This is a genomic window from Microbacterium sp. NPDC012755 (assembly GCF_042901325.1).
Taxonomy (GTDB): Bacteria; Actinomycetota; Actinomycetes; order Actinomycetales; family Microbacteriaceae; genus Microbacterium; species Microbacterium natoriense.
The window spans coordinates 3,442,525-3,464,689 of the sequence record NZ_JBIBCT010000001.1 but is presented as its reverse complement, the minus strand read 5'-3'; the positions used below and the strand labels follow the sequence as shown (position 1 = coordinate 3,464,689).

General features: G+C 63.5%; 24 protein-coding genes. 18 read left to right on the top strand and 6 right to left on the bottom strand.

Going from position 1 to position 22,165, the window contains the following annotated elements; translation table 11 throughout:
• Positions 1 to 24: 24 nt before the first annotated feature.
• Complete coding sequence (locus tag ACFY5A_RS16225; RefSeq protein ID WP_387235583.1) at positions 25 to 735, bottom strand: FHA domain-containing protein; 711 nt, start codon at positions 733 to 735, stop codon at positions 25 to 27.
• A 358-nt stretch (positions 736 to 1,093) separates the two neighbouring features.
• Between ACFY5A_RS16225 and ACFY5A_RS16220 the strand changes: the two genes are divergently transcribed.
• From ACFY5A_RS16220 to ACFY5A_RS16160, 13 genes are all read left to right on the top strand, one after another.
• Positions 1,094 to 1,417, top strand: coding sequence for a hypothetical protein (locus tag ACFY5A_RS16220; protein WP_387235581.1), 324 nt, complete (start codon positions 1,094 to 1,096; stop codon positions 1,415 to 1,417).
• 30 nt (positions 1,418 to 1,447) lie between these two features.
• Positions 1,448 to 1,762 carry a pore-forming ESAT-6 family protein gene (locus ACFY5A_RS16215; protein ID WP_341941949.1) on the top strand — a complete coding sequence of 105 codons (315 nt, stop codon included), beginning with the start codon at positions 1,448 to 1,450 and terminating at the stop codon, positions 1,760 to 1,762.
• A gap of 17 nt (positions 1,763 to 1,779) precedes the next feature.
• Positions 1,780 to 2,799, top strand: a complete 1,020-nt coding sequence (locus tag ACFY5A_RS16210) for a DUF6177 family protein (RefSeq protein WP_387235578.1) — start codon at positions 1,780 to 1,782, stop codon at positions 2,797 to 2,799.
• Positions 2,799 to 3,170, top strand: coding sequence for a hypothetical protein (locus ACFY5A_RS16205; RefSeq protein WP_387235575.1), 372 nt, complete (start codon positions 2,799 to 2,801; stop codon positions 3,168 to 3,170). The genes ACFY5A_RS16210 and ACFY5A_RS16205 overlap by 1 nt, the downstream gene beginning before the upstream one ends.
• Positions 3,167 to 3,499: a DUF6507 family protein gene (locus ACFY5A_RS16200; RefSeq protein ID WP_341941951.1), complete on the top strand. Its 333-nt coding sequence runs from the start codon at positions 3,167 to 3,169 to the stop codon at positions 3,497 to 3,499. The genes ACFY5A_RS16205 and ACFY5A_RS16200 overlap by 4 nt, the downstream gene beginning before the upstream one ends.
• A 31-nt stretch (positions 3,500 to 3,530) precedes the next feature.
• Positions 3,531 to 5,756 (top strand): hypothetical protein, encoded by a 2,226-nt coding sequence (locus ACFY5A_RS16195; protein WP_341941952.1) that lies wholly within the window; start codon positions 3,531 to 3,533, stop codon positions 5,754 to 5,756.
• Between the two features lie 6 nt (positions 5,757 to 5,762).
• Positions 5,763 to 6,302 carry a hypothetical protein gene (locus ACFY5A_RS16190; protein ID WP_341941953.1) on the top strand — a complete coding sequence of 180 codons (540 nt, stop codon included), beginning with the start codon at positions 5,763 to 5,765 and terminating at the stop codon, positions 6,300 to 6,302.
• 99 nt (positions 6,303 to 6,401) lie between these two features.
• Positions 6,402 to 6,674, top strand: a complete 273-nt coding sequence (locus tag ACFY5A_RS16185) for a hypothetical protein (protein WP_341941954.1) — start codon at positions 6,402 to 6,404, stop codon at positions 6,672 to 6,674.
• A gap of 17 nt (positions 6,675 to 6,691) precedes the next feature.
• Entirely contained in the window at positions 6,692 to 6,973 is a 282-nt protein-coding gene (locus ACFY5A_RS16180; protein WP_341941955.1) for a hypothetical protein, read from the top strand.
• 166 nt (positions 6,974 to 7,139) lie between these two features.
• The gene (locus ACFY5A_RS16175) at positions 7,140 to 7,568 is read left to right on the top strand and encodes a hypothetical protein (protein ID WP_387235569.1); all 429 of its coding nucleotides are present in this window, start codon (positions 7,140 to 7,142) and stop codon (positions 7,566 to 7,568) included.
• A gap of 28 nt (positions 7,569 to 7,596) precedes the next feature.
• Positions 7,597 to 8,154 (top strand): T6SS immunity protein Tdi1 domain-containing protein, encoded by a 558-nt coding sequence (locus tag ACFY5A_RS16170; RefSeq protein WP_341941957.1) that lies wholly within the window; start codon positions 7,597 to 7,599, stop codon positions 8,152 to 8,154.
• A gap of 11 nt (positions 8,155 to 8,165) precedes the next feature.
• Entirely contained in the window at positions 8,166 to 8,693 is a 528-nt protein-coding gene (locus tag ACFY5A_RS16165; RefSeq protein ID WP_341941958.1) for a DUF4870 domain-containing protein, read from the top strand.
• 23 nt (positions 8,694 to 8,716) lie between these two features.
• A complete protein-coding gene (locus tag ACFY5A_RS16160; protein WP_341941959.1) occupies positions 8,717 to 9,043 on the top strand; it encodes a hypothetical protein in 327 nt (108 codons plus the stop codon).
• 798 nt (positions 9,044 to 9,841) lie between these two features.
• Here ACFY5A_RS16160 and ACFY5A_RS16155 read toward each other — a convergent pair.
• Together ACFY5A_RS16155 and ACFY5A_RS16150 are read right to left on the bottom strand one after the other, a co-directional pair.
• Entirely contained in the window at positions 9,842 to 11,146 is a 1,305-nt protein-coding gene (locus ACFY5A_RS16155; protein WP_387235564.1) for an ABC transporter permease, read from the bottom strand.
• Entirely contained in the window at positions 11,143 to 11,844 is a 702-nt protein-coding gene (locus tag ACFY5A_RS16150; protein WP_387235561.1) for an ABC transporter ATP-binding protein, read from the bottom strand. Before ACFY5A_RS16150 ends, ACFY5A_RS16155 begins: the two co-directional genes overlap by 4 nt.
• A gap of 163 nt (positions 11,845 to 12,007) precedes the next feature.
• Here ACFY5A_RS16150 and ACFY5A_RS16145 point away from each other — a divergent pair, with 163 nt between their 5' ends.
• The 3 genes from ACFY5A_RS16145 to ACFY5A_RS16135 all read left to right on the top strand — a co-directional run bounded on the left by ACFY5A_RS16145 (position 12,008) and on the right by ACFY5A_RS16135 (position 15,598).
• The gene (locus ACFY5A_RS16145; protein ID WP_387235558.1) at positions 12,008 to 13,198 is read left to right on the top strand and encodes a sensor histidine kinase; all 1,191 of its coding nucleotides are present in this window, start codon (positions 12,008 to 12,010) and stop codon (positions 13,196 to 13,198) included.
• Positions 13,195 to 13,860, top strand: a complete 666-nt coding sequence (locus ACFY5A_RS16140; RefSeq protein WP_387235555.1) for a response regulator — start codon at positions 13,195 to 13,197, stop codon at positions 13,858 to 13,860. The genes ACFY5A_RS16145 and ACFY5A_RS16140 overlap by 4 nt, the downstream gene beginning before the upstream one ends.
• Before the next feature lie 85 nt (positions 13,861 to 13,945).
• Positions 13,946 to 15,598: an MDR family MFS transporter gene (locus ACFY5A_RS16135; protein ID WP_387235552.1), complete on the top strand. Its 1,653-nt coding sequence runs from the start codon at positions 13,946 to 13,948 to the stop codon at positions 15,596 to 15,598.
• Positions 15,599 to 15,609: 11 nt separating this feature from the next.
• Here ACFY5A_RS16135 and ACFY5A_RS16130 read toward each other — a convergent pair whose 3' ends face one another.
• Genes ACFY5A_RS16130 through ACFY5A_RS16120 form a run of 3 tightly spaced genes read right to left on the bottom strand, consistent with a single transcriptional unit; the run spans position 15,610 to position 19,739 of the window.
• Positions 15,610 to 16,959, bottom strand: coding sequence for a flavin monoamine oxidase family protein (locus tag ACFY5A_RS16130; protein ID WP_387235549.1), 1,350 nt, complete (start codon positions 16,957 to 16,959; stop codon positions 15,610 to 15,612).
• Positions 16,956 to 18,392, bottom strand: a complete 1,437-nt coding sequence (locus tag ACFY5A_RS16125; RefSeq protein WP_387235546.1) for an APC family permease — start codon at positions 18,390 to 18,392, stop codon at positions 16,956 to 16,958. The genes ACFY5A_RS16130 and ACFY5A_RS16125 overlap by 4 nt, the downstream gene beginning before the upstream one ends.
• 30 nt (positions 18,393 to 18,422) lie before the next feature.
• Positions 18,423 to 19,739 (bottom strand): amidohydrolase family protein, encoded by a 1,317-nt coding sequence (locus ACFY5A_RS16120; protein WP_387235543.1) that lies wholly within the window; start codon positions 19,737 to 19,739, stop codon positions 18,423 to 18,425.
• Positions 19,740 to 19,879: 140 nt separating this feature from the next.
• Here ACFY5A_RS16120 and ACFY5A_RS16115 point away from each other — a divergent pair, with 140 nt between their 5' ends.
• Both ACFY5A_RS16115 and ACFY5A_RS16110 read left to right on the top strand, forming a co-directional pair.
• Complete coding sequence (locus ACFY5A_RS16115) at positions 19,880 to 20,410, top strand: TetR/AcrR family transcriptional regulator (RefSeq protein WP_387235541.1); 531 nt, start codon at positions 19,880 to 19,882, stop codon at positions 20,408 to 20,410.
• Between the two features lie 71 nt (positions 20,411 to 20,481).
• Positions 20,482 to 22,152, top strand: coding sequence for an amidohydrolase (locus ACFY5A_RS16110; protein ID WP_387235538.1), 1,671 nt, complete (start codon positions 20,482 to 20,484; stop codon positions 22,150 to 22,152).
• Positions 22,153 to 22,165: the final 13 nt, after the last annotated feature.

Sequence of the window (22,165 nt, the reverse complement as noted above, 5' to 3'; positions counted from 1 at the left end):
GGAGCGCCTGGTCGTCATGACGGCTCATTGCGCGTCTCCGTTCTCCGGTCGTGAGCGTGCCTCTACACGGAACCGATGTCCGCCCGCTTCGATCAGGTCACCGAAGTGGAATGTGGTTGGCTGCGACGGGGTAAGGTCGATGCCGTTCAACAGGGTCCCGTTCGTGGAAGCCAGGTCGGTGACCGTGAACACACCGGCGCTCTGCGTGATCCGGAAATGTCCTTTGGATAGCTCTCGGTCCAGGTCCGGCACCGCGACGGTCGTGACGCCGTCACGAGGAGACGGGCTGCGCCCAACGAGCATGTCTGCGGCCATCGTTACGCGCATCGCATCATCGACGACGAGCACTCCGCTGGCTGCTCGCGTCCCGGGGACCGCGGAGATCAGCTTCTCGCTTCCGGTGTGATCTCGGTGGAACGACGCCGGCAGTGGGGGAATCGTCGACAAGAGCTCTGGCAGGTTCGTTGCCGGCATGAGGAGGGGGATTTCGCGGTGCGGAAGCACGGGGTCCGCGCCATTTCGAGTGTCGGCGATGAGCCATCGTCGCTCTCGCAAGCCGGGTGCGGACAGGGTGGCCGAACCGACAACGCGTGCGCCGACCGCCCGCAAACCCACGGTGCGCCCCTCGCGCAGGATCATACCCACAGTCACGGTAGCTGCGAGGAAGAAGACGACGATTGGGAATCCGGGGAGCCGTCCGCTGGTCATCGTGGAGAAGATGACGGTGATGAGCACCCAGACAGCCACGTCCACGCTCACCGCGATCGCCAGCCGGATCGGATGCGGCCGTTGTACAGCTCTGGCGAAAGCGACGGGCGCGGCCTGCGACGCGACCGCGAACGGCTGACCGCAGTGCGGACAGATTGCGCTCCTGCTGCGTCGCGGCGTGCCGCAGTTCGCGCAGACCATCGAACGCCCCCCGGCTCTTCGTACACCTGTAGTACGGCGGCACCTCCGCCGCCGGAACACTCTACCGAACCATCGAAGACATGAAGATCATGCCTTCCCCAGATGTAAGGGATATCCACACTCTCCACCCTGATAGTCCTCGCTCGGCACACGGAGATGTCATACTGCGGGAATGAAATTTGCTATGGGGGGCGACGTTCTGTCGCAGTTGACGAAGAAGACGTCGGGATCAAGCGATGACCTGGGTGCGCTGGTGAAGCAGCTCGCGCAGGCAGGAGAACCGTTGGAGGGCAAGTTCAACGGCGCCGGTCGTGCGGCTTTCGACCAGTTCAAAGCGCAGAGCGACCAGATCTCGGTCGAGCTGAACGCGGCACTCGCCGCTGTGCTGGGTGGTATCTCGGGCATGGACATCGCCTTCAAGGAAGGCGACAGCGACATGTTCGAGCAGACCAGGTCCACGGAAAGCTCGGTGTCGTTCGACGCCGCCCGCTTCTCCTCGACCCGCTGACCCGCCCACACGGAGAAAAGAGATCACATCATGGCTGGAAACCAGACCGACCGTCGCGATTTTGACCTCGCGGCGTCCCAGACAGCACAAGACAACTTCCTCGCCGTCGCATCCCGTCTCGAAGCGCTGATCGATCAGCGCGACGCGGATGTGAAGACCGCGATGAGCGACTACGACGCCACCGGCGTGTCCGACGACTACGCTGCGAAAGAGCTGCGGTGGAAGAACGCCGCGGATGGCGTGCGCACGATCATCAACACGCTGAGGCAGTCGATGGCGCAGAACGACGAGACCGCGCAGGCCGCGCTGAACCGGGCGAAGAGCGCGGTCGCGAACATCGGCTGACGGAAGGGTACTTCGGGATGACCGACTTCGATCATCCGCTGCTGGACTTCATCGACGGCCCGTTCGCGTGCACGGAGGCACGCGGGCTGACGGTGTCCTTCAACGAGCCTCTCGCGGACTTCCTGCTCTCCGCCCGCACCGCTGGTCTCACCCCCGTGGTGATCAGCCGCCCGGACGCACGATGGACGTTCACCGCCCGCTACTATCTCGACCTGTTCGGCGGATGGTCGCTGGTGCGTACCGGCGACCTGTTTGTCGACCCTGTCGGTGTGAAGACCGCGGACACCGTGACCGAACTGTTGGAGACACGAGTCCATGCGGAGCTCCCTTCTCAGGAAGCGCCCGAACTCCTGCAGGCCGTGATCTCCGTGTCCGTGCACCACTCCGCGTCGGACCACACGATCCTGGGCGAACTCGTTGATGTCGTCGGCCGGGAACTCGGCGACAGCGCACCCGCAGCATGGGGCGCGCACGAGCCGGCAACGCTGGCGTGGGATCTGGTGCCATTCACCACACATGCGCGGTCCCAGATGCCCGACGCGCGCGCCTTCATCACCGGCGGGGGTGGGGCTCTGCAAGGAGTTCACCGTGCCGAACGCACGAACGCGGGTGTTCTTGAGACATTCACCGCGGTGATGCCGATCGCATCGCTGGGCGCGTCGACAGAGACTATCGCGGACCGCGCCACACGCGCGTTGACGGCGATCGCGGTCGCATTCTCTATGCCGTTGTTCGGGTCGGTGACGGTGATCCCCGGGTGGCGTGACGGGACGGTTCCCGCGTTCGGGGCTCAGCCGCCTGCGGTGCCCCTTGCGATGCTGATCGGTCCTCGGGCGGTCCGCGCTCTCGGCGCGAACCTGCACGAGCTCGCGGAGCGGTTCGACGTGTCCGAGGCGGGACGTCGGCGGATTCCGTCGCTGATCGCGGCGTTCAGCAACCCTGATGTGCCGCCGTGGCGTCAGGCCGACGATCTGGCCCGCACGTTCGGGGCGGACGCGTTGGCGCGAGCAGTGGAAGCCAGCGGAGGAGGAGCCTGATGCCGATCGAAGTCACCCTTCTCGCGCAGACCGCGCTGACCGTCGACGAACTCCGAGACTTCGCGGAGACATTCGACCCTCCGTTTGTCGCGGCCGAGACCCGAGCCGGCGGCACGGTGGAGTTCACGGAGTTCGACCACACCCGGGTGCTCACCCTCGGTCGGCCGCGGCGGGTCGAGACGCCCACCGACCTTCGCCGGCTGTTCCCGGAGGAGACCCGGCAGCTGGATGACGCGGGGACTCTGACGGACATCACAACGATCATCGAAGGCGTTCTGCCTTTCGCGCAGTATCGGCGCGGGCTGGCGTTGATGTTCGCGTTCGAGGAAGCCACGGGTGGCAAAGCAATCGTGAAAGGGATCACGCTATGACCAGCTGGCAGCTGCAACCGGACGGGATCAACGCGACGATCCTCGCGACCGACGAGAAGGTCCAGGGGTTCTCGACCGCGGTCGCGGATCTGGCGACGACCGTGGGCGAGCCGCTTGCATCCGGATCCGGGTTCGACGGGATCGTCGCCAGCGCCGTGCTCGGGTTCCTGGAGGAACAGTCAGCGGGCCGGCTGACCGCAGTGGTCAACGGATGCCAGAACACCATGACCTGCACCGCGGACGCCGCGACGGCATTCCTGCAGGGCGATGAGCAGATGGCCGTGAACACGATCGCGGCCGCAGACACGACGACCACGTTCACGTTCTGAACGACACTACTCACATGATGGGGGGCCTCGCATGGCGAATGCGAGCGACACGAAAGCCGGTGACGGTCTCGTCATACCGGACAAGATCCCAGGCGACGACCTGAAACCGGACAACATCCGCGCTGCTGCTGACGCACTCGATACCGTCGCGACGTCCTACAACACAACGGCCGACGATGTCGACACCGCCTGGGCGGCGATCCCCGCATCCTTCGTCGCGCCGGGCGCAGAGATCGTCTACGCGGGCATGTCGAAGCCGACTCAGTCGGCGCGCACGTTCGCGACGAAAGTGGGGACAGTGACTGGGGCGCTGCGCACCTACGCAGACAGCCTCGCGGCGGTGAAGAAGACCCTCAAGGCGATCAAGGCGGACGCGGAGACGTTCCTCACTGAGTTCGACGCGAACCATCGGGTCTGGATGAACGCCCGCGACACGCAGGAGTACGAATGGGACTCGAACCTCGGTGCGGGCACGGCGGCGACCGCGCGGGGGATGGGCGCCGGGGGCGAGGACCCCATCGCGTACCTTCGCGGTCGAGGTGAGACAGCGCGTTCGAAGGGCGGAACCGCGCAGATCCGTGTGCACTGGTCTCAGTCCGGTGATCATGTCGCCCGGAACAACGCCCTGATGGATCGGATCGCGGACGCCTACGCGAAAGTGAACGCGCTCGAAGTTGAGTGCGCGAACACGATCAACGGGCAGCGGGACGACTGCGTCGCCGAACTCACTCCCGTCGAAGCGTGGCAGTTGAAGCAGGGCGGGGAGAACACCGTCGACCTCCCCTGGGGGCACCGCACCGACGAGCAACGCAACTGCGGAGAGAGCTTCGGCAACGGCATCGTCAGCTCCGCCGTCGGCGCGATCCAGGGACTCGGCGGTCTGATCGGGTACAACCCGATCAAGAACCAGTTCTGGGATGGTGAGCACGCGCTGCAGGCATGGGGAGGGACGCTCACCGCCGTCGGGTCGCTTCTCATCGTCAGCACGAACCCGCTCGCCCCGCTCCTCGGAAGTCTCGGCGTCCCCATCTACAAGGAAGCCACCGACAACACAGCCTCAATGGTCAAGGGCCTCGTCGCGTGGGACACCTGGGCCACCAACCCCGCCGAAGCAGCCGGCGCTGTCGTGTTCAACGTCGGCACCCTCTTCATCCCCGGCGTGAACGTCGCCAAGGGCCTCTCGATCCTCTCCAAGTTCGAGATCGTCGCCGGCGCCATAACCAAGGTCGACAAGATCGTCAGCAAACTCGACGACCTCTTCCCCGGCGGAAAGCCCCCGCACGTCGACATCGACGCCCCACGCCTGGACACCCACCTCCCCGACACCCACCTTCCCGACGGCACCGGCGCACCCCGCGTCCACATCGACGAACCAGACACCCCGACCATCCCCCACGACACGACACCACCGGTCCGCGATCATGACGGACCCGGCACGCATGAGGATCCGCCCACCCCGCACGAATCCCTGGGCGGAAAAGCTGATGGTAGCGACGGTGCCCACGGTGATGGCGAAGGAAGCGGCACAAGCCACAGCGTTGACACCGAGGGGCATGGCGGTACGGACGATCGCAGTGACTCTGGCGGCGGGAACGGTGACGGTTTGTCGAACACTGACAACGGCCCCCACGAGTCCGGCGACTCGTCCGGCATCCCGCCCGAGGACCAAGCCCGCATCGACCGGTACGAGCAGCTCATCAACGCCACGAACCCTGACGGAACTGCCAGGTTCAATGACTGGGTTCGACGGATGTGGGAAGGTGAGATCTTCAACATCGAGAACCACCACAGGTACCCCGTCAACGAACTTCACGTCACGAGGCCTGGAGACGGCAACTATAACCGCATCGACTCCTTCATCCCGGACCAGGAAGTCGTGTCTCGCAAGAACACTCAACTATCAGGGATTGAGCCGAGCACAGCGAACTCCTACCTCAATGAGCTCGTCAACAAGTACGGGTTGAGGCGTGACGACATCGTCATCGCAGACACTCCTTCTAACCGGCGAGACCTTGAGAATGCCGGCTACGACCCCGATGACTACATCGGAGAGCCCCTCAACGGGCAGCAGGTTCTGGAGGTCCCGGTCCAGAAGGAGTGGCCATCGTTGGACTTCCTGCTCCGTGCCGAGGATAAGCGCGTTGCAATCCGGGACGCGACAGGAACAAGCTGGGTCGTGTCCGTGGATCGCGCTACGGTAGTGGAGATCCGAGCAGACGGCACCAGCGTTGCTCACCCTGCCCTTTTGAGGAAGTAAGGACAAATGACGAACTGGCGCTATTGCGGTCGATTCAACGACTGGACCCAGAACGCACTTCCGGATGACACTGGGCTGTCTTGGATCGAGGAGACTGAGGCACGTAGCCGGTATCATGATCCTACTAAGGAGCTTGCAATTGTCCCTCCCGTGGACGCAGCGACAGGTCTCGTGCCTTGGTTCATTACGGTGACAACCGCGGAGAATCCCTCCTTCACCGTGACCTACCAGCAGCCTCCCGGAGTGCCTAGAGCAGAGACCCGGTGGAAGAACCTCGGAGACGGCCGACTTTTCGCCCACCGTGCGGAGCTCTGGGAGTACCCGGCGGATTTCAACTTGCCCGTGGCGATGCGTCAAAGCGATGCGCTGATACACTTCGTGACTCGAAACAAGGAAGACGGGACAGGGCGCCTGACGATTCGCGAGAAGGGCAGCACTCGGGTGACGACGGCGGATCGGACGTTTGATCCCGCTCTGCTGTACGCACCGGTCCCTGAGTGGGGACAATGGAACCTGCTCGCCGCGACGGCCGTTCCAGGGCAGTAATCCTCGAGTGGAGCGCTTAGGCGTACTCGAAACGTTACTCGGACCATTGCAATTGACCCAGCGCCGGCGGCATGGGAGCGCGCAATGATGGAGAATGGTATGAACCAAGATCTGAGCAAAGGCATCATTTCCTTTGTTGGATGGGGCACGGGTGCAACGCTCCCCGGTCGCCATCCTGAGCGAATTGAAGATCCCCACCTCAAGCATCAGGTGCTTGCGGTGATCTCGCAGGCGGACGAGGAGAAGCCAGGTGATCAGGATCTTTGGGTCTGGGCAGCATGGGTGGGAGAGAAATTGAGCTCCACGCACCCCGAAATTTCACAGGATGCAATCGAGGCGATCATTGCATTGATCACATTCGAGTGGCGCTAACAGTGTCGAGTGGTGGTGTGCTTGAAGAGCTCGTGCAGCAGCTGATTGCGATAGGTTTCAGTGGTGAAGCTGCACGGGAGATGGTTTGGGTTGCCTCTGGGCCAGGTGATCTCACGGGCCGGGAATTCAACATCATTTCTCAGGGTGATGGGGCCTACGGAATCCTGAAGCCGAGCGACAGGGCAGGATTCTTCCCTGCTCTGGCAGATGACGGTGTCGAGTTCAGCGGAACTTTGGATCAGGCTTTTGAGTATGTCTTGGTGGCTTGCGGCCGCAGGAAATCGAGTCGTTCAATCTAGTGATGCCCTAATGATCAAAAGCTGCCGCCGGGGTTGCTGGGGGATATCCGTATGAACGTGGACTTCCATGTCAGTGACATCGTCAACGGGGGGAAGAAGTTCACTAGTGCCGGTGGTGTTGTCCGTGTTCGCCCATAGGCTGGAGGACGGACGGAAGGGGACGGGAATGACAGATCGCTATGGAGACAACCACGAACAAGTCGAGAGCTTCCTCGATGTGGCCTGTTCTCTACAGTTCGAATTCGTCGAGCCGATCGTTGCTGAAACTCGATCGCAAGAAGTCCGCGATGCGCAGGACGCATTGTTCGCTGTTCGCTTCTCTGCTGCCAGACGCTCCGCGGTCGAGTCTGCTTCTCGGACGCTTGTAAGAACTCTACGAGAGGAGTTTCCTACGCCGACGACGGCTGCGGAACGTGTGGTGCTAAACAGCTTCACCGGAATGTTGAACTCTGCGGTCTTCGCTTTCGCGTCGCGTCCTGTGGTCGGCGATGAGACTGTGGGTCTGGTCGTGGATCCGTTCGCTTCGCGCTTGGGTTTCGAGTGGCGCTCTTGGGGTGTCAGCGTGAACGGTGATCTGGAGGGCCACCGTGGCTGAGTTCGTTCGGTTCGAGTCGGTGGCTCCGGTGCCGGAGCAGACCCTCGCGTCTCTTGAGGCGTGGGCGGTGTTTCCTCGGGAGATCATCGAGCTGTGGCGACGTTGGGGCACGGGTTTCATCGGGGCGGACGGGTTCGTGCGGATCATCGACCCGTCCCGCTACATCGGGTTCTTGCCGGAGTGGTTCACCGACACGCAGGGTGCGGTGCCGTTCCTTGCGACCGGGATGGGTGATCTTCTGGTGTGGCAGCCGGGTCCGGAGCCGGGCGGTGTGATCCGTCACGTTTTGTACCGGGTCGGCGACATTCAGAACATCAATCCGCAGTTCGAGACACTGTTCTCCTTCCTGGAGAACGATCAGTATCTCGACAGTTGGATGCGTCGCGGTGACTATCCAGGCGGTATCGCACGGTTGGGGCGTCCTGACCTCTATGAGGCGTTCTTCTACACGCCGTTCCTGCCGCTCGGCGGCCGAGCGGGGGCGGAGCACTTGAACCGTGGGGATCTCGCCGTGTCGATCTCGATTTTCACGCAGATGCTCGGGAAAGCATCGATCGTCCCCGGCGCTCCGGCGTCCGGAAACTGAGAAAGCAGGCCATGTCGAGTTCGCACGAATCGAGCGGCACCCCAGCCCAAGGGATCCCGACCTCCCCTCCGCCTCCGGCGTACGCGCCGCCCGCGCCAGGTCACCTTGGTGCTGTCCCGCCGGGGTACACTCCTTCGCCTCCCGTCCCATCGACCGGCGGGTCGTCTTGGGGGCTGGGGTTCCTTGCGTACATCCCGATTCCCATCGTGAGCATGCTCATCGCGGCGATCGCGATGATCTGCGCGTACCCCTCGACCCGCCGCAAGGGCGTGGCGGTGGCGACGGAAAACGCGCGGTACGCGGCGAACTGGGGCTTGACGATCCTTGTCTTCTTTGTGGCGTCCGCGGCGTACATGGTCGGCTTGTTCTCGTTGTTTCCCGAGGCGAAGAACGGCTTCCTTCCCGGCGGCTGGCCGATCGTCGGCTTCGTTCTGCTCTGCGTGCTACACCTCGTCGTCACGATTATGGGCACTCTCGCCGCCAGGCGGGGCGACGTGTTCCGCAACGCGCTCGGCATCTCGTTCCTTCGCCGGCGCTGATCCGAGGCAGAAGTAAGGAGCGCATGACTTTCGAGATTCCGGAGATTGTATGCGTTTGCGGTTCCATGCGGTTCGCGGAGGAGATTCGAACTGTTGCCCGTGAGCTGACGCTAGCGGGGGTGATCGTTCTCGCACCTGCCGATGCAGATGGGCCAATTCCTCCTGCTCAGAAGAAGATTCTTGACGTCCTTCACTTGAGAAAGATCGACCTCGCCGATCGTGTTGTCATTGTGAATCCGGACGGGTACATCGGCGATTCGACGCGAAACGAGCTTGCCTACGCGAGCTCAGCCAACAAGCCTGTTTCTTTCACCCATGGGAAGCCAACTTCGCGGCATTCCGATAGCTAGTGAGGATCTAGAGGGCGAGTGTCTCCGTTTCGTTGAACGCGGTGAGCGGGGACAGCATCCTGGGGTGGGCACGGCTGTTTCAGTCCGTGGCGTTGTGAATCGTTGCTGAGCGGCTTGTCGGGACGTGCCAGGCGACTGGCCGACTGCTTCCCATGAATGACCGGCGCCTCGCGCTGTCTGCACCGCAGAATTCGGCGGGACAGGTGCTCTTCGGTGTCGATGTGCGTGTCGCTCATCATCACCACATGCGCGGGGCGGACGCAAAAGTGTGCAGATCCGGACTCGAGTGCGTCCGGATACTCCCCGTTGTTTGCCACTGGATCTGGTCGGAAAGTGTTGATTGTGGGGAGTAAGCGGGGGCGAAAGGTCCCATTACAAACGGGAAAAGCCCCTGGCGAACCAGGGGCTTTCTCGGTGGACCTGAGGGGACTCGAACCCCTGACCCCCTGCATGCGGTGCGTGCAGTCTGGTCCTTTCTCGTCGTTGGTCGTTCACTACGGATTCTAGGCATCCTGCGCCCGTTTGTCTTCCTCGGATGCTGGTCGTTCCCGGTCAATTCGCGTTGTTTGTGGGGAGTTTGTGGGGAGTGCTGGGCCGGAGCCAGGAACTGAGCTAAACCTCACTCAAACCCTCCTTGCGTCCACGATGTGAACGGCGAGGAACCATGTCGGTGGAGGCGACGAGACGACGAGGCAGGTCGTCATCGACAACCGGACCATCCCCGAGGTGGCCAAGGAGGCTCGCCATGCCGAAGGCACCTGCCCCAGGCATCAGCCGGCGCCCGCCCCATCGGTGTGCTCACTCGTAGCGGAGAGCGTCGACAGGGTCCTTGCGCGCGGCCCTGGCCGCGGGCAAAGTACCGGCGAGGAACGCGATGAGCATGACCAGGACGATGATCGTGGCGATCGAGGCGGGGTGGAACGCGATGAGGGTGAGCCCGGGGAGGTCTGCGAGCAGACCCGCCGACAGGACCCCGCTGATCGCGGAGCCGGCGAGCATGGCGATGCCGGCGCCGATGGCGCTTCCGAGGAGGCCGAGGAACGCGGCTTCGAGGCTGAAGAGGGTGAAGACGCGGCCGGATCCCATGCCCATCGCCTTCATGAGGCCGATCTCGCGGGTGCGTTCCTGGACGGACATGTAGAGGGTGTTCACGATTCCGAAGGCTGCGGCGAGGAGAGCGATGATCGCGAAGGCGTTGAGGACGAGCACGATTCCGTCGATGACGGTGGTGATCATGCCGAGTTGGTCGGCGATCGTGGTCCCAGTGAACCCTTTGTCGGTGAGGCGGTCCTTGAGTGCGTGGATCTGTTTGTCGGTGGCGTCCGGGTTGAACCAGACGGTCGCGGAGGCGTAGCGGTCGGCTTGCTCAGGGGTGAGGCCGGTTGTCTGCGAGGTGAAGAGGGCGTCGCTGAGGGCGTTGTTGATGAGGATGCTGGATCCCGTGGGGCTCGCGAGCGCTTCCTCGGTCACGCCGACGACTGTGGCGTCGATGGTGTGCGGGTGGCGTTCGGCGTCGGTGATGCCGATGGTGATGGTCTGCCCGATGGCGTCCTTGTTGGTGTCGAAGCCGAGCGGCTTGACATAGGCGACGGGGAGCGCAACCTGCAGGTCGGTGGTCTTCGGGTCGGGTTCGCTGCCGGTTGCGAGGACGGCGGTCTGGCCGGGGATCAGGCTGCCGACGGATGCGACGAACTGGGGGCCGTCGTCTGCCTGGATGTAGTCGGGTGTGATGGTTCGGATCGCATCGACGCTGCGTATGCCGTCAATGCGCTTGAGGGTGTTGATGTCGTCCGGGGTGAGTGCGAGGACGGTCTGTCCGGGGATGCCGTTGGAGACGGCGTTCGGGTCGTACTTGCGCGGTTTGGAGGAGTTCGGTCCGGTGTTTCCGGTGGCGTCCTTGTTGGTCTTGGTGACGGTCATGGCATCGGAGGCGCCGATGCCGGAGACAGTGTTGTCGATGTACTGGTTGATCCCGGTGCCGAGGCCGCTGGTGAGGGTGAGGGTGAACGCGCCGACGAAGATCGCGAGGATTGTCAGGATCGTGCGGGTCTTCGAGCGGAATGTGTTGGAGATCGCGGAGTGGATCAGGTCTGGAGTTTTCATGCGGCCACCTCCGAGTGGGTGTCCTGGATGAGCTGGCCGTCGCGGATGACGATGCGGCGGTCGCAACGGGCGGCGAGCTCTTCGTCGTGGGTGACGACGATGAGCGTGATGCCGTGTTCCCGATTGAGGGTGAAGAGGATGTCTTCGACGGCGGCGCCGGTGGCGGTGTCGAGGTTGCCGGTGGGTTCGTCGGCGAAGATGATCCGCGGGTTGTTCACCAGGGCGCGGGCGATCACGACGCGCTGTTTCTGACCGCCGGAGAGGTTGAGGGCCTTGTTCTTTGCCTTGTCGGCGAGGTCGAGCTGTTCGAGCGCGGCCAGGCCGCGCCGGCGGCGTTCGCCGCGGCGGATGCCAGCGATCTTCAGCGGCAGGATGACGTTATCGACGACGCTGTTGTTGCCGGTGAGGAAGAACTGTTGGAACACGAACCCGAAGGTCTTGTTGCGGGTCTTGTTGAGTCTCGAGCCCCGAAGCGTGGCGGTGTCGGTGCCTTCGAGGAGGATCCGTCCGGAGTCTGGCGCGTCCAGGAGAGCGAGGACGTGCATGAGCGTCGACTTCCCGGAGCCACTCTTGCCGACGATGGCGACGGACTCGCCCTCGTCGATTGTGAAGGACACACCTTTCAGCGCGTCGAATCGGTTCGGGCCTCGTCCGTAGGACTTGCGCACGTCTTGGACGTGCAGGATCGGGGTGGTCATTGCCAGTGTGCTCCGTTCGTGATCGAGTTACTTCCACCCTCGCGGTTCGGGGTGCGGCACGCGTCCCACAGACGCGGACACCTCACCTACCGCGTTCGCAGTACAAGGGGATACCACGGCTATGGGATGACCTGGTATACGCGGGGGAGGGCAGAATGGAGTCGTGACACAGCAGATCGACCTGCCCGAGGTGCCGAAGGACCCGCATCCGGCTCCCCGGTGGTTGCCTGATGTCCTCGTCGCTCTGATCGTCGTTGCGACTGCTTTCCTGCCTGGGCCTGTCGCGGAGTTCTTGCCGGTAGGCCCGGCTGTCATGGTCCTGGTGCTCACGCCGGTGGTGATTCTGCCCTGGCGGCGACGCTGGCCAGCCGCAGTGCTGGTGCTGTTGGTGATCGTGTTCGGCGTCGCGGCGGCAGCGGGAACGTTGTCTCCCGGGGCGGGTATCGCCGTGGCAGTTGCCGTGTTCCACGTCGCGACCCGCACCACACGGCTGCGCGGGTTCATCATCGGATCGTGCGCGGCGATCACGCTCATGTTGCTCTCGCTGCTGGTATCGGTGGGAAGCCCACTGGATCCGCGCGTCCTGCAGTTTGGGCTCCTCGTGGCCTTCGCGGCGGCCGCGGGCGACGGGGCACGGTCTCGCCGTGCCTACATCGCAGCGATCACCGAGCGCGCCGAACGTGCCGTGCAAACGAGGGAAGCGGAAGCGCTTCGCCGGGTCAGTGAGGAACGGTTGCGCATCGCTCGAGATTTGCATGACGCTGTCGCCCATCAGATCTCGGTGATCAGTCTGAGCGCAGGTGTGGCTTCTTCCGTTGTCGACGTTCGCCCAGAGAAGGCGAAGGAGTCGCTGGCCACGATCCGGGCAGCGGCCCGGACTGTGCTGCGAGAGATCGGGGACCTCATGGCGATGCTCCGCGCCGACGAGCATGGCGGGACTGCGCCGAGGCCCCAAGCGGGCTTGGGACAGTTGGAGGAGCTCGTGGCCTCCTTCGCAGTGTCGGGACTCGACGTCCATACCCGTATTGAGGGCGATCCGGGCCGGGTTTCCGGGGCCACAGATCTTGTCGCATATCGTGTCGTCCAGGAAGCTCTCACCAACGCCCACAAACACAGCACAGAGCATCGTGCGCATGTCCTCATCCACGTCGCCACAGACACCGTCGGGGTGACCGTCACCAATCCGATGGACGCCGCCGCGGCCATCGCCGACGAGCCGCGGGGGTCGGGACTCGGACTCATTGGCCTCCGGGAACGCATCGCCGCCGTCCGAGGCAGCGTCACCGCAGGTCCAGCGCCGGCGGGATGGAAGGTCGAGGCCGTGCTGCCGCTTGCCCGAGAGGCGACACCATGACACGCGTGCTCATCGTTGATGACCAGCCCCTCATCCGACAAGCCGTCACCGACATCCTTGCCGGCCACACCGACATCACCGTGGTCGCCCAGGCCGCCGACGGGCGCGAAGCCATTGCTCGTGCGAGGGGACTGCGTCCTGATGTCGTCGTGATGGACATCCGCATGTCCGAGATCGACGGTATCGCCGCCACCGCCGAGATCTGCGCCGATCCTGACCTCGCCGGCACGAAGGTGCTGATCCTGACGACCTTTGAGGAAGACGAGTACCTTGTCGCCGCGCTCCGCGCCGGTGCGAGCGGCTTTGTCGGCAAAGGCGCAGAACCCGACGAGATCGTCCGCGCCGTCCGGGCCGTGCACGCCGGCGATGCGCTCCTATCGCCGGCGGCTACCCGCGCGCTCATCGACCGTTTCGTCGTTCCTGCCGGCTCGACGGAGGTCGCGGGAACATCGCCCGCATTGGAGTCGTTGACCGAACGGGAGCAGCAAGTCCTGCTCATGGTCGCGAAAGGCCTGTCCAACCAGAACATCGCCGACACCCTGGTCATCTCCCCGCACACAGCGAAGACACATGTGAACCGGATCATGACCAAAGTCCACGCACACGACCGAGCCCAACTCGTGATCCTTGCGTACGAATCCGGGCTCCTCAGGCCGGGGTAATGATCTTCGTGTACCGCAATCGCAGTACACGAAGATGCCACGTCTGCGGGACGCGCAGACAGCACACCGCGGGAAACATGGAGGGGTGACTGAAACCACTGCGCCCGCCACCTCCCAAGAGTCTCCCGCACCTGCCTTGCCGACGGACAAACGTCGCATCCTGCTTGTGTTCGCGGGGCTGCTGGTTGCGATGCTGTTGTCGTCGCTGGATCAGACGATCTTCTCTACGGCGCTGCCGACGATCGTCGGTGAGTTGCACGGCGTGGACCACATGCTTTGGGTGACGACCGGGTATCTGGTCGCTGCGACGATCATGATGCCCATCTACGGCAAGCTTGGCGACCTGATCGGACGCAAGGGCCTGTTTATCGGCGCCCTCAGCGTCTTCCTGATCGGCTCGATCATTGGCGGTGCTGCGCAGGACATGACCTGGCTGATCGTTGGCCGCACTGTTCAGGGCATTGGCGGGGGAGGGCTGATGATCCTCTCTCAGGCGATCATCGCTGACGTCGTCCCCGTCCGCGAGCGCTCCAAATACATGGGCATCATGGGCGCGGTGTTCGGGATATCCTCTGTTGCAGGTCCGCTTCTTGGCGGCTGGTTCACAGAGTCGGTCGGCTGGCGGTGGGCGTTCTGGATCAACATCCCCCTCGGCCTCGTCGCGATCGCCCTCGCCGTCGTCTTCCTCAAGCTCCCCAAGCACAACGCCAAGGTGCGGTTCGATTTACTGGGAACGCTGACGATGGCGGTCGCCGTCACTGCGATCATCCTGGTTGCCTCCTGGGGTGGCACCGAATACGAATGGAACTCGCCGACGATCATCTGGCTCCTTGTCATCGCCACGGTCTTCGCCGCACTGTTCGTCCTCGCCGAGTACAAGGCCTCCGAACCGATCATCCCGCTGGCCCTGTTCAAGTCCCGAAACTTCGTCCTCGCCACCGCGGCCGGCCTGTTCATCGGCGTCGCGATGTTCGGCGCCCTCGCATACCTGCCCACCTACCTGCAGATGGCCACCGGGGTCAACGCAACCATCTCCGGGTTCATGATGCTCCCCATGATCGCGGGCCTGATGTTCACCGCGATCACCACAGGGTTCCTGGCCTCCAAGACCGGCCGCTACAAATGGATGCCGATCGCGAGCATGATCGTCGTCGCCACAGGCCTCTGGCTGCTGTCCACCATGACCGTCGACACGCCGCTCTGGGTGATCCTGGCTTACCTGTTCGTCCTCGGCGCGGGGATCGGGCTCTGCATGCAGATCCTCGTCCTCATCGTGCAGAACTCCTTCCCCGACACCCAGGTCGGCACCGCGACCGCATCGAACAACTTCTTCCGCGAGATCGGTGCGTCCCTCGGCGGCGCCATCGTCGGCGCCCTCTTCACCGCCCGTCTCAACGACCTGCTCGCCGAGCGCATGCCCGCAGGAGCCTTGGGAGGAGATACGAACTCCTTCACGCCCGCAGCTGTCAACGCGCTGCCCGACCAAAACCGAGACATCATCGTCGGCGCCTACAATGACGCACTCACCCCTGTCTTCGCGATGCTGATCCCCATGCTGATCGCGGGGCTCGCCCTCGTTATCTTCATCAAGGAGGTGCCGCTACGCGCGTCGCTGGACACCATAGTCGAAGATGAGGGGGAGCCGACTGCGTTCGATGCGGTCGCCGAGGGAGCTGTCGCCAGCGGCCCCGCAGCGCCCTGGATCGCTACGGGCCCGACCGACGCATCCGCGGGATGATATCGCGCAGGTCAGCTCCAGAGCCGCGCGATCGGGATCTCGCGGTTGAGAATCCGTGTAGCTGCACGGTGGCCGGAGAGCATCGCTGCGGTGACCGTTGCGGGGTCGTTGGTCCATGTCGCTTCGCCGGCGAGATGGAGTGCGCCGCCGACCGGCGTGGCGATGAGGTCATGATGGTCGGGGATTGCACCGATGTTCATGTACGCATAAGAACCGCGCGCCCACGGGTCGTCCTGCCAAGCGGTGACATGAGCCTCGCTCGGATCGGGCACCTTATCTCCGTATAGGCGTCGAAGCTGGGCGAGGACCGAGTCGATGACGCGATGCTCACTCCACCCGCGCGTTGCGGTTGCGGCGGGACCCGCGGCGAAGGTCAGCAGGGTGGGGGTCTGATGCAGCGGTGTGAGGTCGTACCAAGAGTGCCACCACGCACCGCCGGGGCCCTGTTGTCGGATCGCATAGATGTCTTCGTCCCAGAACTGTTTCGGGAAGCGGAGAAAGATCTTCTCGAACGCGTTCATGGTCATGTGTGCCAGAGCTGAGGAGTTGGGTTCCGGGAGCGGCGGGGTGATCTCGAAATCGCCGGATTGGAGCACGCCGACGGGGACGGTGACGACTGCGGTTGCCGCAGCGAAGTCCCCCTTCGTTGTCGAGACGGTCACGCTGTTCTGTGACCACTGCACTCTGGTTACAGGGTGTTCCAGTCGGATGTCGAGGCGTTGAGCCAGGTGTGCGGGCAGGTGGTCGTAACCGTGGGGAAAGACGACCTCGTCGCCGTCGATCGCGTCGTCGTCTAGACCATGCGCGGCGAGATCTCGGCGGTTCACTCCGTACTGCTCCTCTGCACGGTGTTCGAGGTACTCGCGCACACGCTGCGTACGCTCGGGGCCCCAGTCCTGCGCGAGCAGGGCTTGTTCTGTGACGTCGAGGTACGAAGCGGTCGCCGACGAGAGTGCTATGACCTGTCGCAATGCGAGGTCGATCGTGCGGATATCGGCGACGTAAGCGTGTTCGGACGCCGGAGCCAGCCGGAGTCCGTCGGGTCCGTAGTGCGCGATGGGGCGGCTGTCGGGTTGGTATCCGCCGACGGTGAACTCGAGCATGGGCATCCCGTATGCGGTTGCGGCCTCGTGCACAGGGGAGTCGATGATGCCGTGGATCCAGGACGCGCCGAGGTCGGTGGTCACGCCGTTCGCCGAGCGATGGGTCGTCACGCGTCCACCGATGCGGTCGCGGGCCTCGAGCACGATGATACGTCGTCCGGCTTGTGCGAGAAGTCGCGCGGCTGACAGCCCAGCGACGCCGGCGCCGACGATGACGGTGTCGAAGACTGTGTCGTCGTGGTTGCGTGGATCGATCACAGTCTTGCGATCCTCTCGGGGTCTGTACCGATCTGGTCGGAGGGAGAAGCGACGTTCGTGGTGTCGCTGTCGCCCTCATCAGGTATTGCGCGTGGGAGGTGGCGGAAGCCTCGGGTGACGATGCCGAGATAGACCGCTCCGATGCCGAGCCAGATGAACCCCAGTAGCTTCGCAGACGTGTCGATGTTGATCCAGAGCACACCGTTGACGAGGATTCCCACAGCGGGAATCGCCATGTAGCGCGTCAGGTCGGTGGCGCTGCGGCGTCGCTCGCGCACCACATAGTGCACGATGACGGACACGTTCACCATGACGAATCCGGTGATCGCGCCGAAGCTGGTCAATGAGGCTGCGCCGATGAGATTGTCGGAGTAGAACACGGCGGTGAGTGCGAGCACGGAGGTGAGGATGATGTTGTTCACCGGCGTGCCGAAGCGGGACGACAGTCTGCCGAAGATTCGCGGGGGGAGCATGCGGTCGCGTCCCATGCTGTAGAGCACCCGCGACACTGCGGCGACGGCGGCCATGGCGGCCATGATGCTCGCAGTCTGATCTGTGACAAAGAACGCGGTACTGAGGGCGTCGCCGCCGATCCGGGGGAGTAGCTCGAAGATACCCACGTCCGGATCGGTGATCTCGTGTTGCGCGTTCGGCCATGCGATCTGCAGGAAGTAGGAGATCACCGCGAACCCGATGCCGGCGCCGATGCAGACGATCATAATTGCACGGGGTACCGTTGTGCCAGGCTCTTGTGCCTCTTCGGCGAGGGTGGACACGGCGTCGAAGCCGAGGAAGGACACCGACAGGATAGATGCGGCCCACAGCATGTTCCCCGCGTTGAACGTCTCCGGATTGAAGAGCGCCTGCGGAACGACGAGCCCGCCCGCTCCACCGCCCCTCAGCACAAAGGCCACGATCATGACGATGATCGCGACGCTGAACAGGATCTGCGCGCCGATGACCACGACGTTCAGTCGTCCTGACACGCGAACTCCGATGATGTTGATGGCAGCGCCGAACGCGGCGGCGGCGATCACCCAGATGAACGTGGGCACCGTCGGGAAGTACTCGTTCATATAGACCCCGAACAGGAGATAACAGATCATCGGGAGCAGCAAGTAGTCCAGCAGCAGCACCCATCCTGTGCCGAATCCCAGCCAGGGGTTCAGTGAACGCTGCACATACGTGTACGCCGAACCGGAGACAGGGTAGGCCTTCACCATCTGGGCGTACGAGTACGCGGTGAAGAACATCGCCACCATAGTGCCGATGTAGGCCAGGGCCATCATGCCGCCGGTGAGTGTCGTGGCGATCCCGTAATAGTTGAACACCACGGTCGGGGCGAGATATGCGAGACCGAACGCGACAAGATGCCGCAATTTCAGGATTCGACGAAATCCCCGGGCGGGGGCGGTCGTGGGGGGTGTGCTCATCATTCCTCCTCGAATGCGGGCGATCGGGTGCTACCAGGCGAAGGAGCCGTCGACGACGGTCAATACTCCGTCGCAGAAGGTCAGGTGAATGTTGCGGGAGTCGTACAACACGTCGACGGATGAGGTCGGGTCTGCGGTGAGGATGATCAGGTCTGCCTGTTTGCCTACCTCGACAGAGCCGATCACGTCGCTCATTCCCAGTGCGGCGGACGCTGTGGAGGTTGCTGCGACAATGGCCTGACTGACCGTCATACCATGCTCTACGAGGGCCTTGAGCTCCAGGGCGCTGTACTCGCCGTAGGTCGTCAGCGGCTCATAGACCGTGTCGGACCCTAGCGCAATGCGGACGCCGCCGTGAAGTGCGCGTTGGAAGCTCTTAGCCACCTCGCGGGCATAGTCGTCATGTCGTGCATCATCGTGGCGGTAGTGGTCGCGGTAGAGGAAGGCGCTGGGGCGCACTTCTTCTCGTTCTGAGCCGGACGGCATGAAGTCTCTGTGCCAGTTCGCGATCAACTGAAGGGTGGGCACGAGGATGGTCCCGCGCTCGGCCATCAGCGCGACCAGTTCGTCGTCGAGGCATTCGCCGTGCTCGATCGTATCGACCCCCGCCTCGACCGCTGCGCGGACAGCGGCGGGGTTCTCGGCGTGACACATCACGATCGTTCCCGACTGGCGATGCGCTTCGTCGACGGCGGCCTGAAGCTCCTCGCGGGAATAGTGCAGGTCGGCGTTGCGATCATGGGGCCAGTTGTCACCGCCACTGGCGAAGATCTTGATCGCGTCGGCTCCTTCGCGCAGCAGTCGGCGTACGCTCTTCCGGATCTCGTCGGGGCCGTCGGCGAGGAGCCCGAAGACGCCGTGCTCTTGCACATAGTCGGGGGTGAACTGATGCAGATCGGCGTGCCCGCCGGTGCGGGTCAGTCCCGGTCCGCAAGCGATCACCTTGGGGCCAGGCAGGGTCTGCTCGGCGAAGATCCGCTTCAGGTACAGACCGTTCCATGACACGTCCCGCACGGCCGTGAATCCTCGCTTGAGTATCGCCTGCGCCTCGTAGACGGAGCGCATCGCCCGCACCAGCATCGGCTCGGCGATCACCCCCATCTCCTGATCCACAAGCCCTGCGCGTCCGCCGGACAAGTGCACGTGAGCGTCGATCATTCCCGGCATGCACCACATCCCCGACAGATCCAGTGGCTTCACATCCGGGTGCGGTCGGTAATCTGCGCGTTCTGTGATGGTGTCGATTCGCCCGTCAACTACAACGACGACCATGTCATGACTGACCGCAGACCCCAGGCCGTCGACGATCGAGACTCCGCACAGTGCGTAGGAACGCGGATGTTCCATGCCACTCCTTCGTGAATAGTTTGTCACTGTGACAATCAACTAGGCGAGTATGACAGACTGACGGCTGTATTGCACGAGGAAGTGAGAAGCACATGCGTCCGAGCCTTGCTCAGCAACGTCGCGCGGAGATCCTGGAGGCGATGGAGACGGTCATCATGGAGGTCGGTGTCGCGGGAGCAACCACCGCGCGCATCGCGGAGAAGTCTGGCTGGACTCGTGGTCACGTCCGTCACTACCTCGGCAACAAGGACGACCAGCTACGTGCCCTCGTCGAGGCGCTCACTGATCGCTACGCACCGGATCTTCAACGCCACGTCGATGAAGCAGAACTCGGCAGCAAACGCCTCGCCGTCTACGACACCCTTTTCGGAGATGCCTGGCAGGACGGCGCGGTGCGGGACAATGTGGTGTTCGACCAGCTCATCGCCTACGAGACGGCGAACCCCCGCAGCGACGGCCCGATCCGCGGCATGTATCAGGCCATCGCCAAGACTGTCGCCGATGCGCTGCTGCAAGAATGCCCCGACCTTGCCCCCAACGTCGCGTATGAGACAGGTTTCGCCGTAGTTTCGTTCGCTTACGGGGCGGCCACCATGGCTGCCCTCGGATGGCGTTGCCGAGCGGCGACCGATGCGACCGCACGCCAGTTGCTGCTGCTGGCTGCGGAGTGACTGCCTGTGTGGCCATCTCAAACTGCCGTGCCACCGGTGCCGACTCACACCATGAACATCGAGGTAAGAACATGGGACTGATCCTGACGAACGCGCGGATCTACACTTTCGACGCCACGGGGAGCATCGTGGACACCATCGTGATTGAAGAGGACCGTGTGGTGTTCGTCGGCGCTCGCGCCGCCTGGTCCGGTGACGACGCAGCCTTCGATGTGCACGATCTCGGAGGGCGCACCGTAACGCCGAGCTTCATCGACGCACATTCCCACCCCGGTGCTGTCGCGAAGAGCCTGTGGCATGTTCGTCTGCCATGGACGACGGATCTCGATGAGATCCTCGACTTCATCCGCCGCTACGCCGAAGCGCATCCACCGGAAGAAGCTCCCTACCTCTATTTTGAGTACTACCCGAGCGAGCTCTTCAGCGACGCGCCTCCCACCAAGGAGCTGCTGGACTCTGTGGTCTCTGATCGGCCCGTGCTGTGCCAGGACTTCAGCGAACACGAGCACTGGGTGAACAGCCGCATGCTCGAACTCATGGGGATCACAAGAGACACCCCGGATCCCGTGCCAGGTCTGGAGATGTTCTTCCGCGACGAGCGGGGCGAACCGACTGGTCGGCTGCGTGAGATGGTGCACCTACATTTCCTCGACACCATGTACGACGCGCTCGGTTGGCGCCCCCCGGAACACATCACCCCGGACCGGTTAGCGCAGGTGTTGGATTACTTCACTCAGCAGGGCGTTACCGCGATCTTGGACGCCGTGGTCGACAGCGACGAGATACTCCAGGCTCTTGCAGAACTGGAGCGCCAGGGGCGGCTTCACCTGAACTACGAGGGTGCGATTCGTTTCCGAACCAAGGACGACATAACGGAGGCGATCGCGCGGGCACGCGACTATGACGACCGGTACGCGACCTCGCATGTTCGCGTGCGCACGCTCAAACTCTTCCTCGATGGCACAAACGAAGGTGCAAACAGCGCCCTTCTCGCCCCGCTGTACGGACACGGGGGCGGCCACGGTGAGATCGGCATGGAAGTCGACGAGCTCACGCAGTGTCTTCGCATCGCCAACGGTGAGTGTGTGGATGTCCACATTCACGTGACAGGGGACAGGGCGTTCCGTGTCGCGTGTGACGCTGTGGCTGCTGCACGGGCCGCAACAGGGGAGGAACGGTGGGTGATCCAGGTCACTCTGGCGCATTGCGAACTCGTCGATGACGCCGACATCCCACGACCTGCCGAACTCGATATCATCGTGAACTGGACTCCGCACTGGTCGGGCGGGTACTTCGGTGATTCTTCACGCGCGCATCTCGGGCCGGAGCGGTGGGAGCGGATGTACAGGTTCAATCAGATCGCCGACCACGGGGCGCTGCTCACGTTCTCCAGCGACATCGTCACTGCCTATGAACTGCACCGCGCGGCGCCGCTATTCGGGATGCAGGTCGCGATGACACGGATCGATCCGGAGTACCCGCTCGCCCCGGCGACGTATTCCGACAGCGTCCGACCGGATGCGTCGGCGGCGATCGGAGCAGCCCGCCTGCTCCAGGGGTACACGATCGATGCAGCCCGCCAGCTGCGCCACGATGACCGTACGGGGTCGATAGAACCGGGCAAGTTCGCCAACCTGGTCGTCCTCAGCGCCGACCCGCACGAGGCAGCACCCGATACGGTGGCGAGCATTCAGCGTGATGCCGTGATCTTCGAGGGAACGGTCATCTTCGGCGCCCTGTGACGATCATGTAGCC

Coding starts and splice junctions, on each gene's coding strand:
- ACFY5A_RS16220 (WP_387235581.1), top strand. CDS start 1,094: ATGGGGGGCGACGTTCTGTCGCAGTTGACGAAGAAGACGTCGGGATCA.
- ACFY5A_RS16215 (WP_341941949.1), top strand. CDS start 1,448: ATGGCTGGAAACCAGACCGACCGTCGCGATTTTGACCTCGCGGCGTCC.
- ACFY5A_RS16210 (WP_387235578.1), top strand. CDS start 1,780: ATGACCGACTTCGATCATCCGCTGCTGGACTTCATCGACGGCCCGTTC.
- ACFY5A_RS16205 (WP_387235575.1), top strand. CDS start 2,799: ATGCCGATCGAAGTCACCCTTCTCGCGCAGACCGCGCTGACCGTCGAC.
- ACFY5A_RS16200 (WP_341941951.1), top strand. CDS start 3,167: ATGACCAGCTGGCAGCTGCAACCGGACGGGATCAACGCGACGATCCTC.
- ACFY5A_RS16195 (WP_341941952.1), top strand. CDS start 3,531: ATGGCGAATGCGAGCGACACGAAAGCCGGTGACGGTCTCGTCATACCG.
- ACFY5A_RS16190 (WP_341941953.1), top strand. CDS start 5,763: ATGACGAACTGGCGCTATTGCGGTCGATTCAACGACTGGACCCAGAAC.
- ACFY5A_RS16185 (WP_341941954.1), top strand. CDS start 6,402: ATGAACCAAGATCTGAGCAAAGGCATCATTTCCTTTGTTGGATGGGGC.
- ACFY5A_RS16175 (WP_387235569.1), top strand. CDS start 7,140: ATGACAGATCGCTATGGAGACAACCACGAACAAGTCGAGAGCTTCCTC.
- ACFY5A_RS16165 (WP_341941958.1), top strand. CDS start 8,166: ATGTCGAGTTCGCACGAATCGAGCGGCACCCCAGCCCAAGGGATCCCG.
- ACFY5A_RS16160 (WP_341941959.1), top strand. CDS start 8,717: ATGACTTTCGAGATTCCGGAGATTGTATGCGTTTGCGGTTCCATGCGG.
- ACFY5A_RS16155 (WP_387235564.1), bottom strand. CDS start 11,146: ATGAAAACTCCAGACCTGATCCACTCCGCGATCTCCAACACATTCCGC.
- ACFY5A_RS16150 (WP_387235561.1), bottom strand. CDS start 11,844: ATGACCACCCCGATCCTGCACGTCCAAGACGTGCGCAAGTCCTACGGA.
- ACFY5A_RS16140 (WP_387235555.1), top strand. CDS start 13,195: ATGACACGCGTGCTCATCGTTGATGACCAGCCCCTCATCCGACAAGCC.
- ACFY5A_RS16125 (WP_387235546.1), bottom strand. CDS start 18,392: ATGAGCACACCCCCCACGACCGCCCCCGCCCGGGGATTTCGTCGAATC.
- ACFY5A_RS16120 (WP_387235543.1), bottom strand. CDS start 19,739: ATGGAACATCCGCGTTCCTACGCACTGTGCGGAGTCTCGATCGTCGAC.
- ACFY5A_RS16115 (WP_387235541.1), top strand. CDS start 19,880: ATGGAGACGGTCATCATGGAGGTCGGTGTCGCGGGAGCAACCACCGCG.
- ACFY5A_RS16110 (WP_387235538.1), top strand. CDS start 20,482: ATGGGACTGATCCTGACGAACGCGCGGATCTACACTTTCGACGCCACG.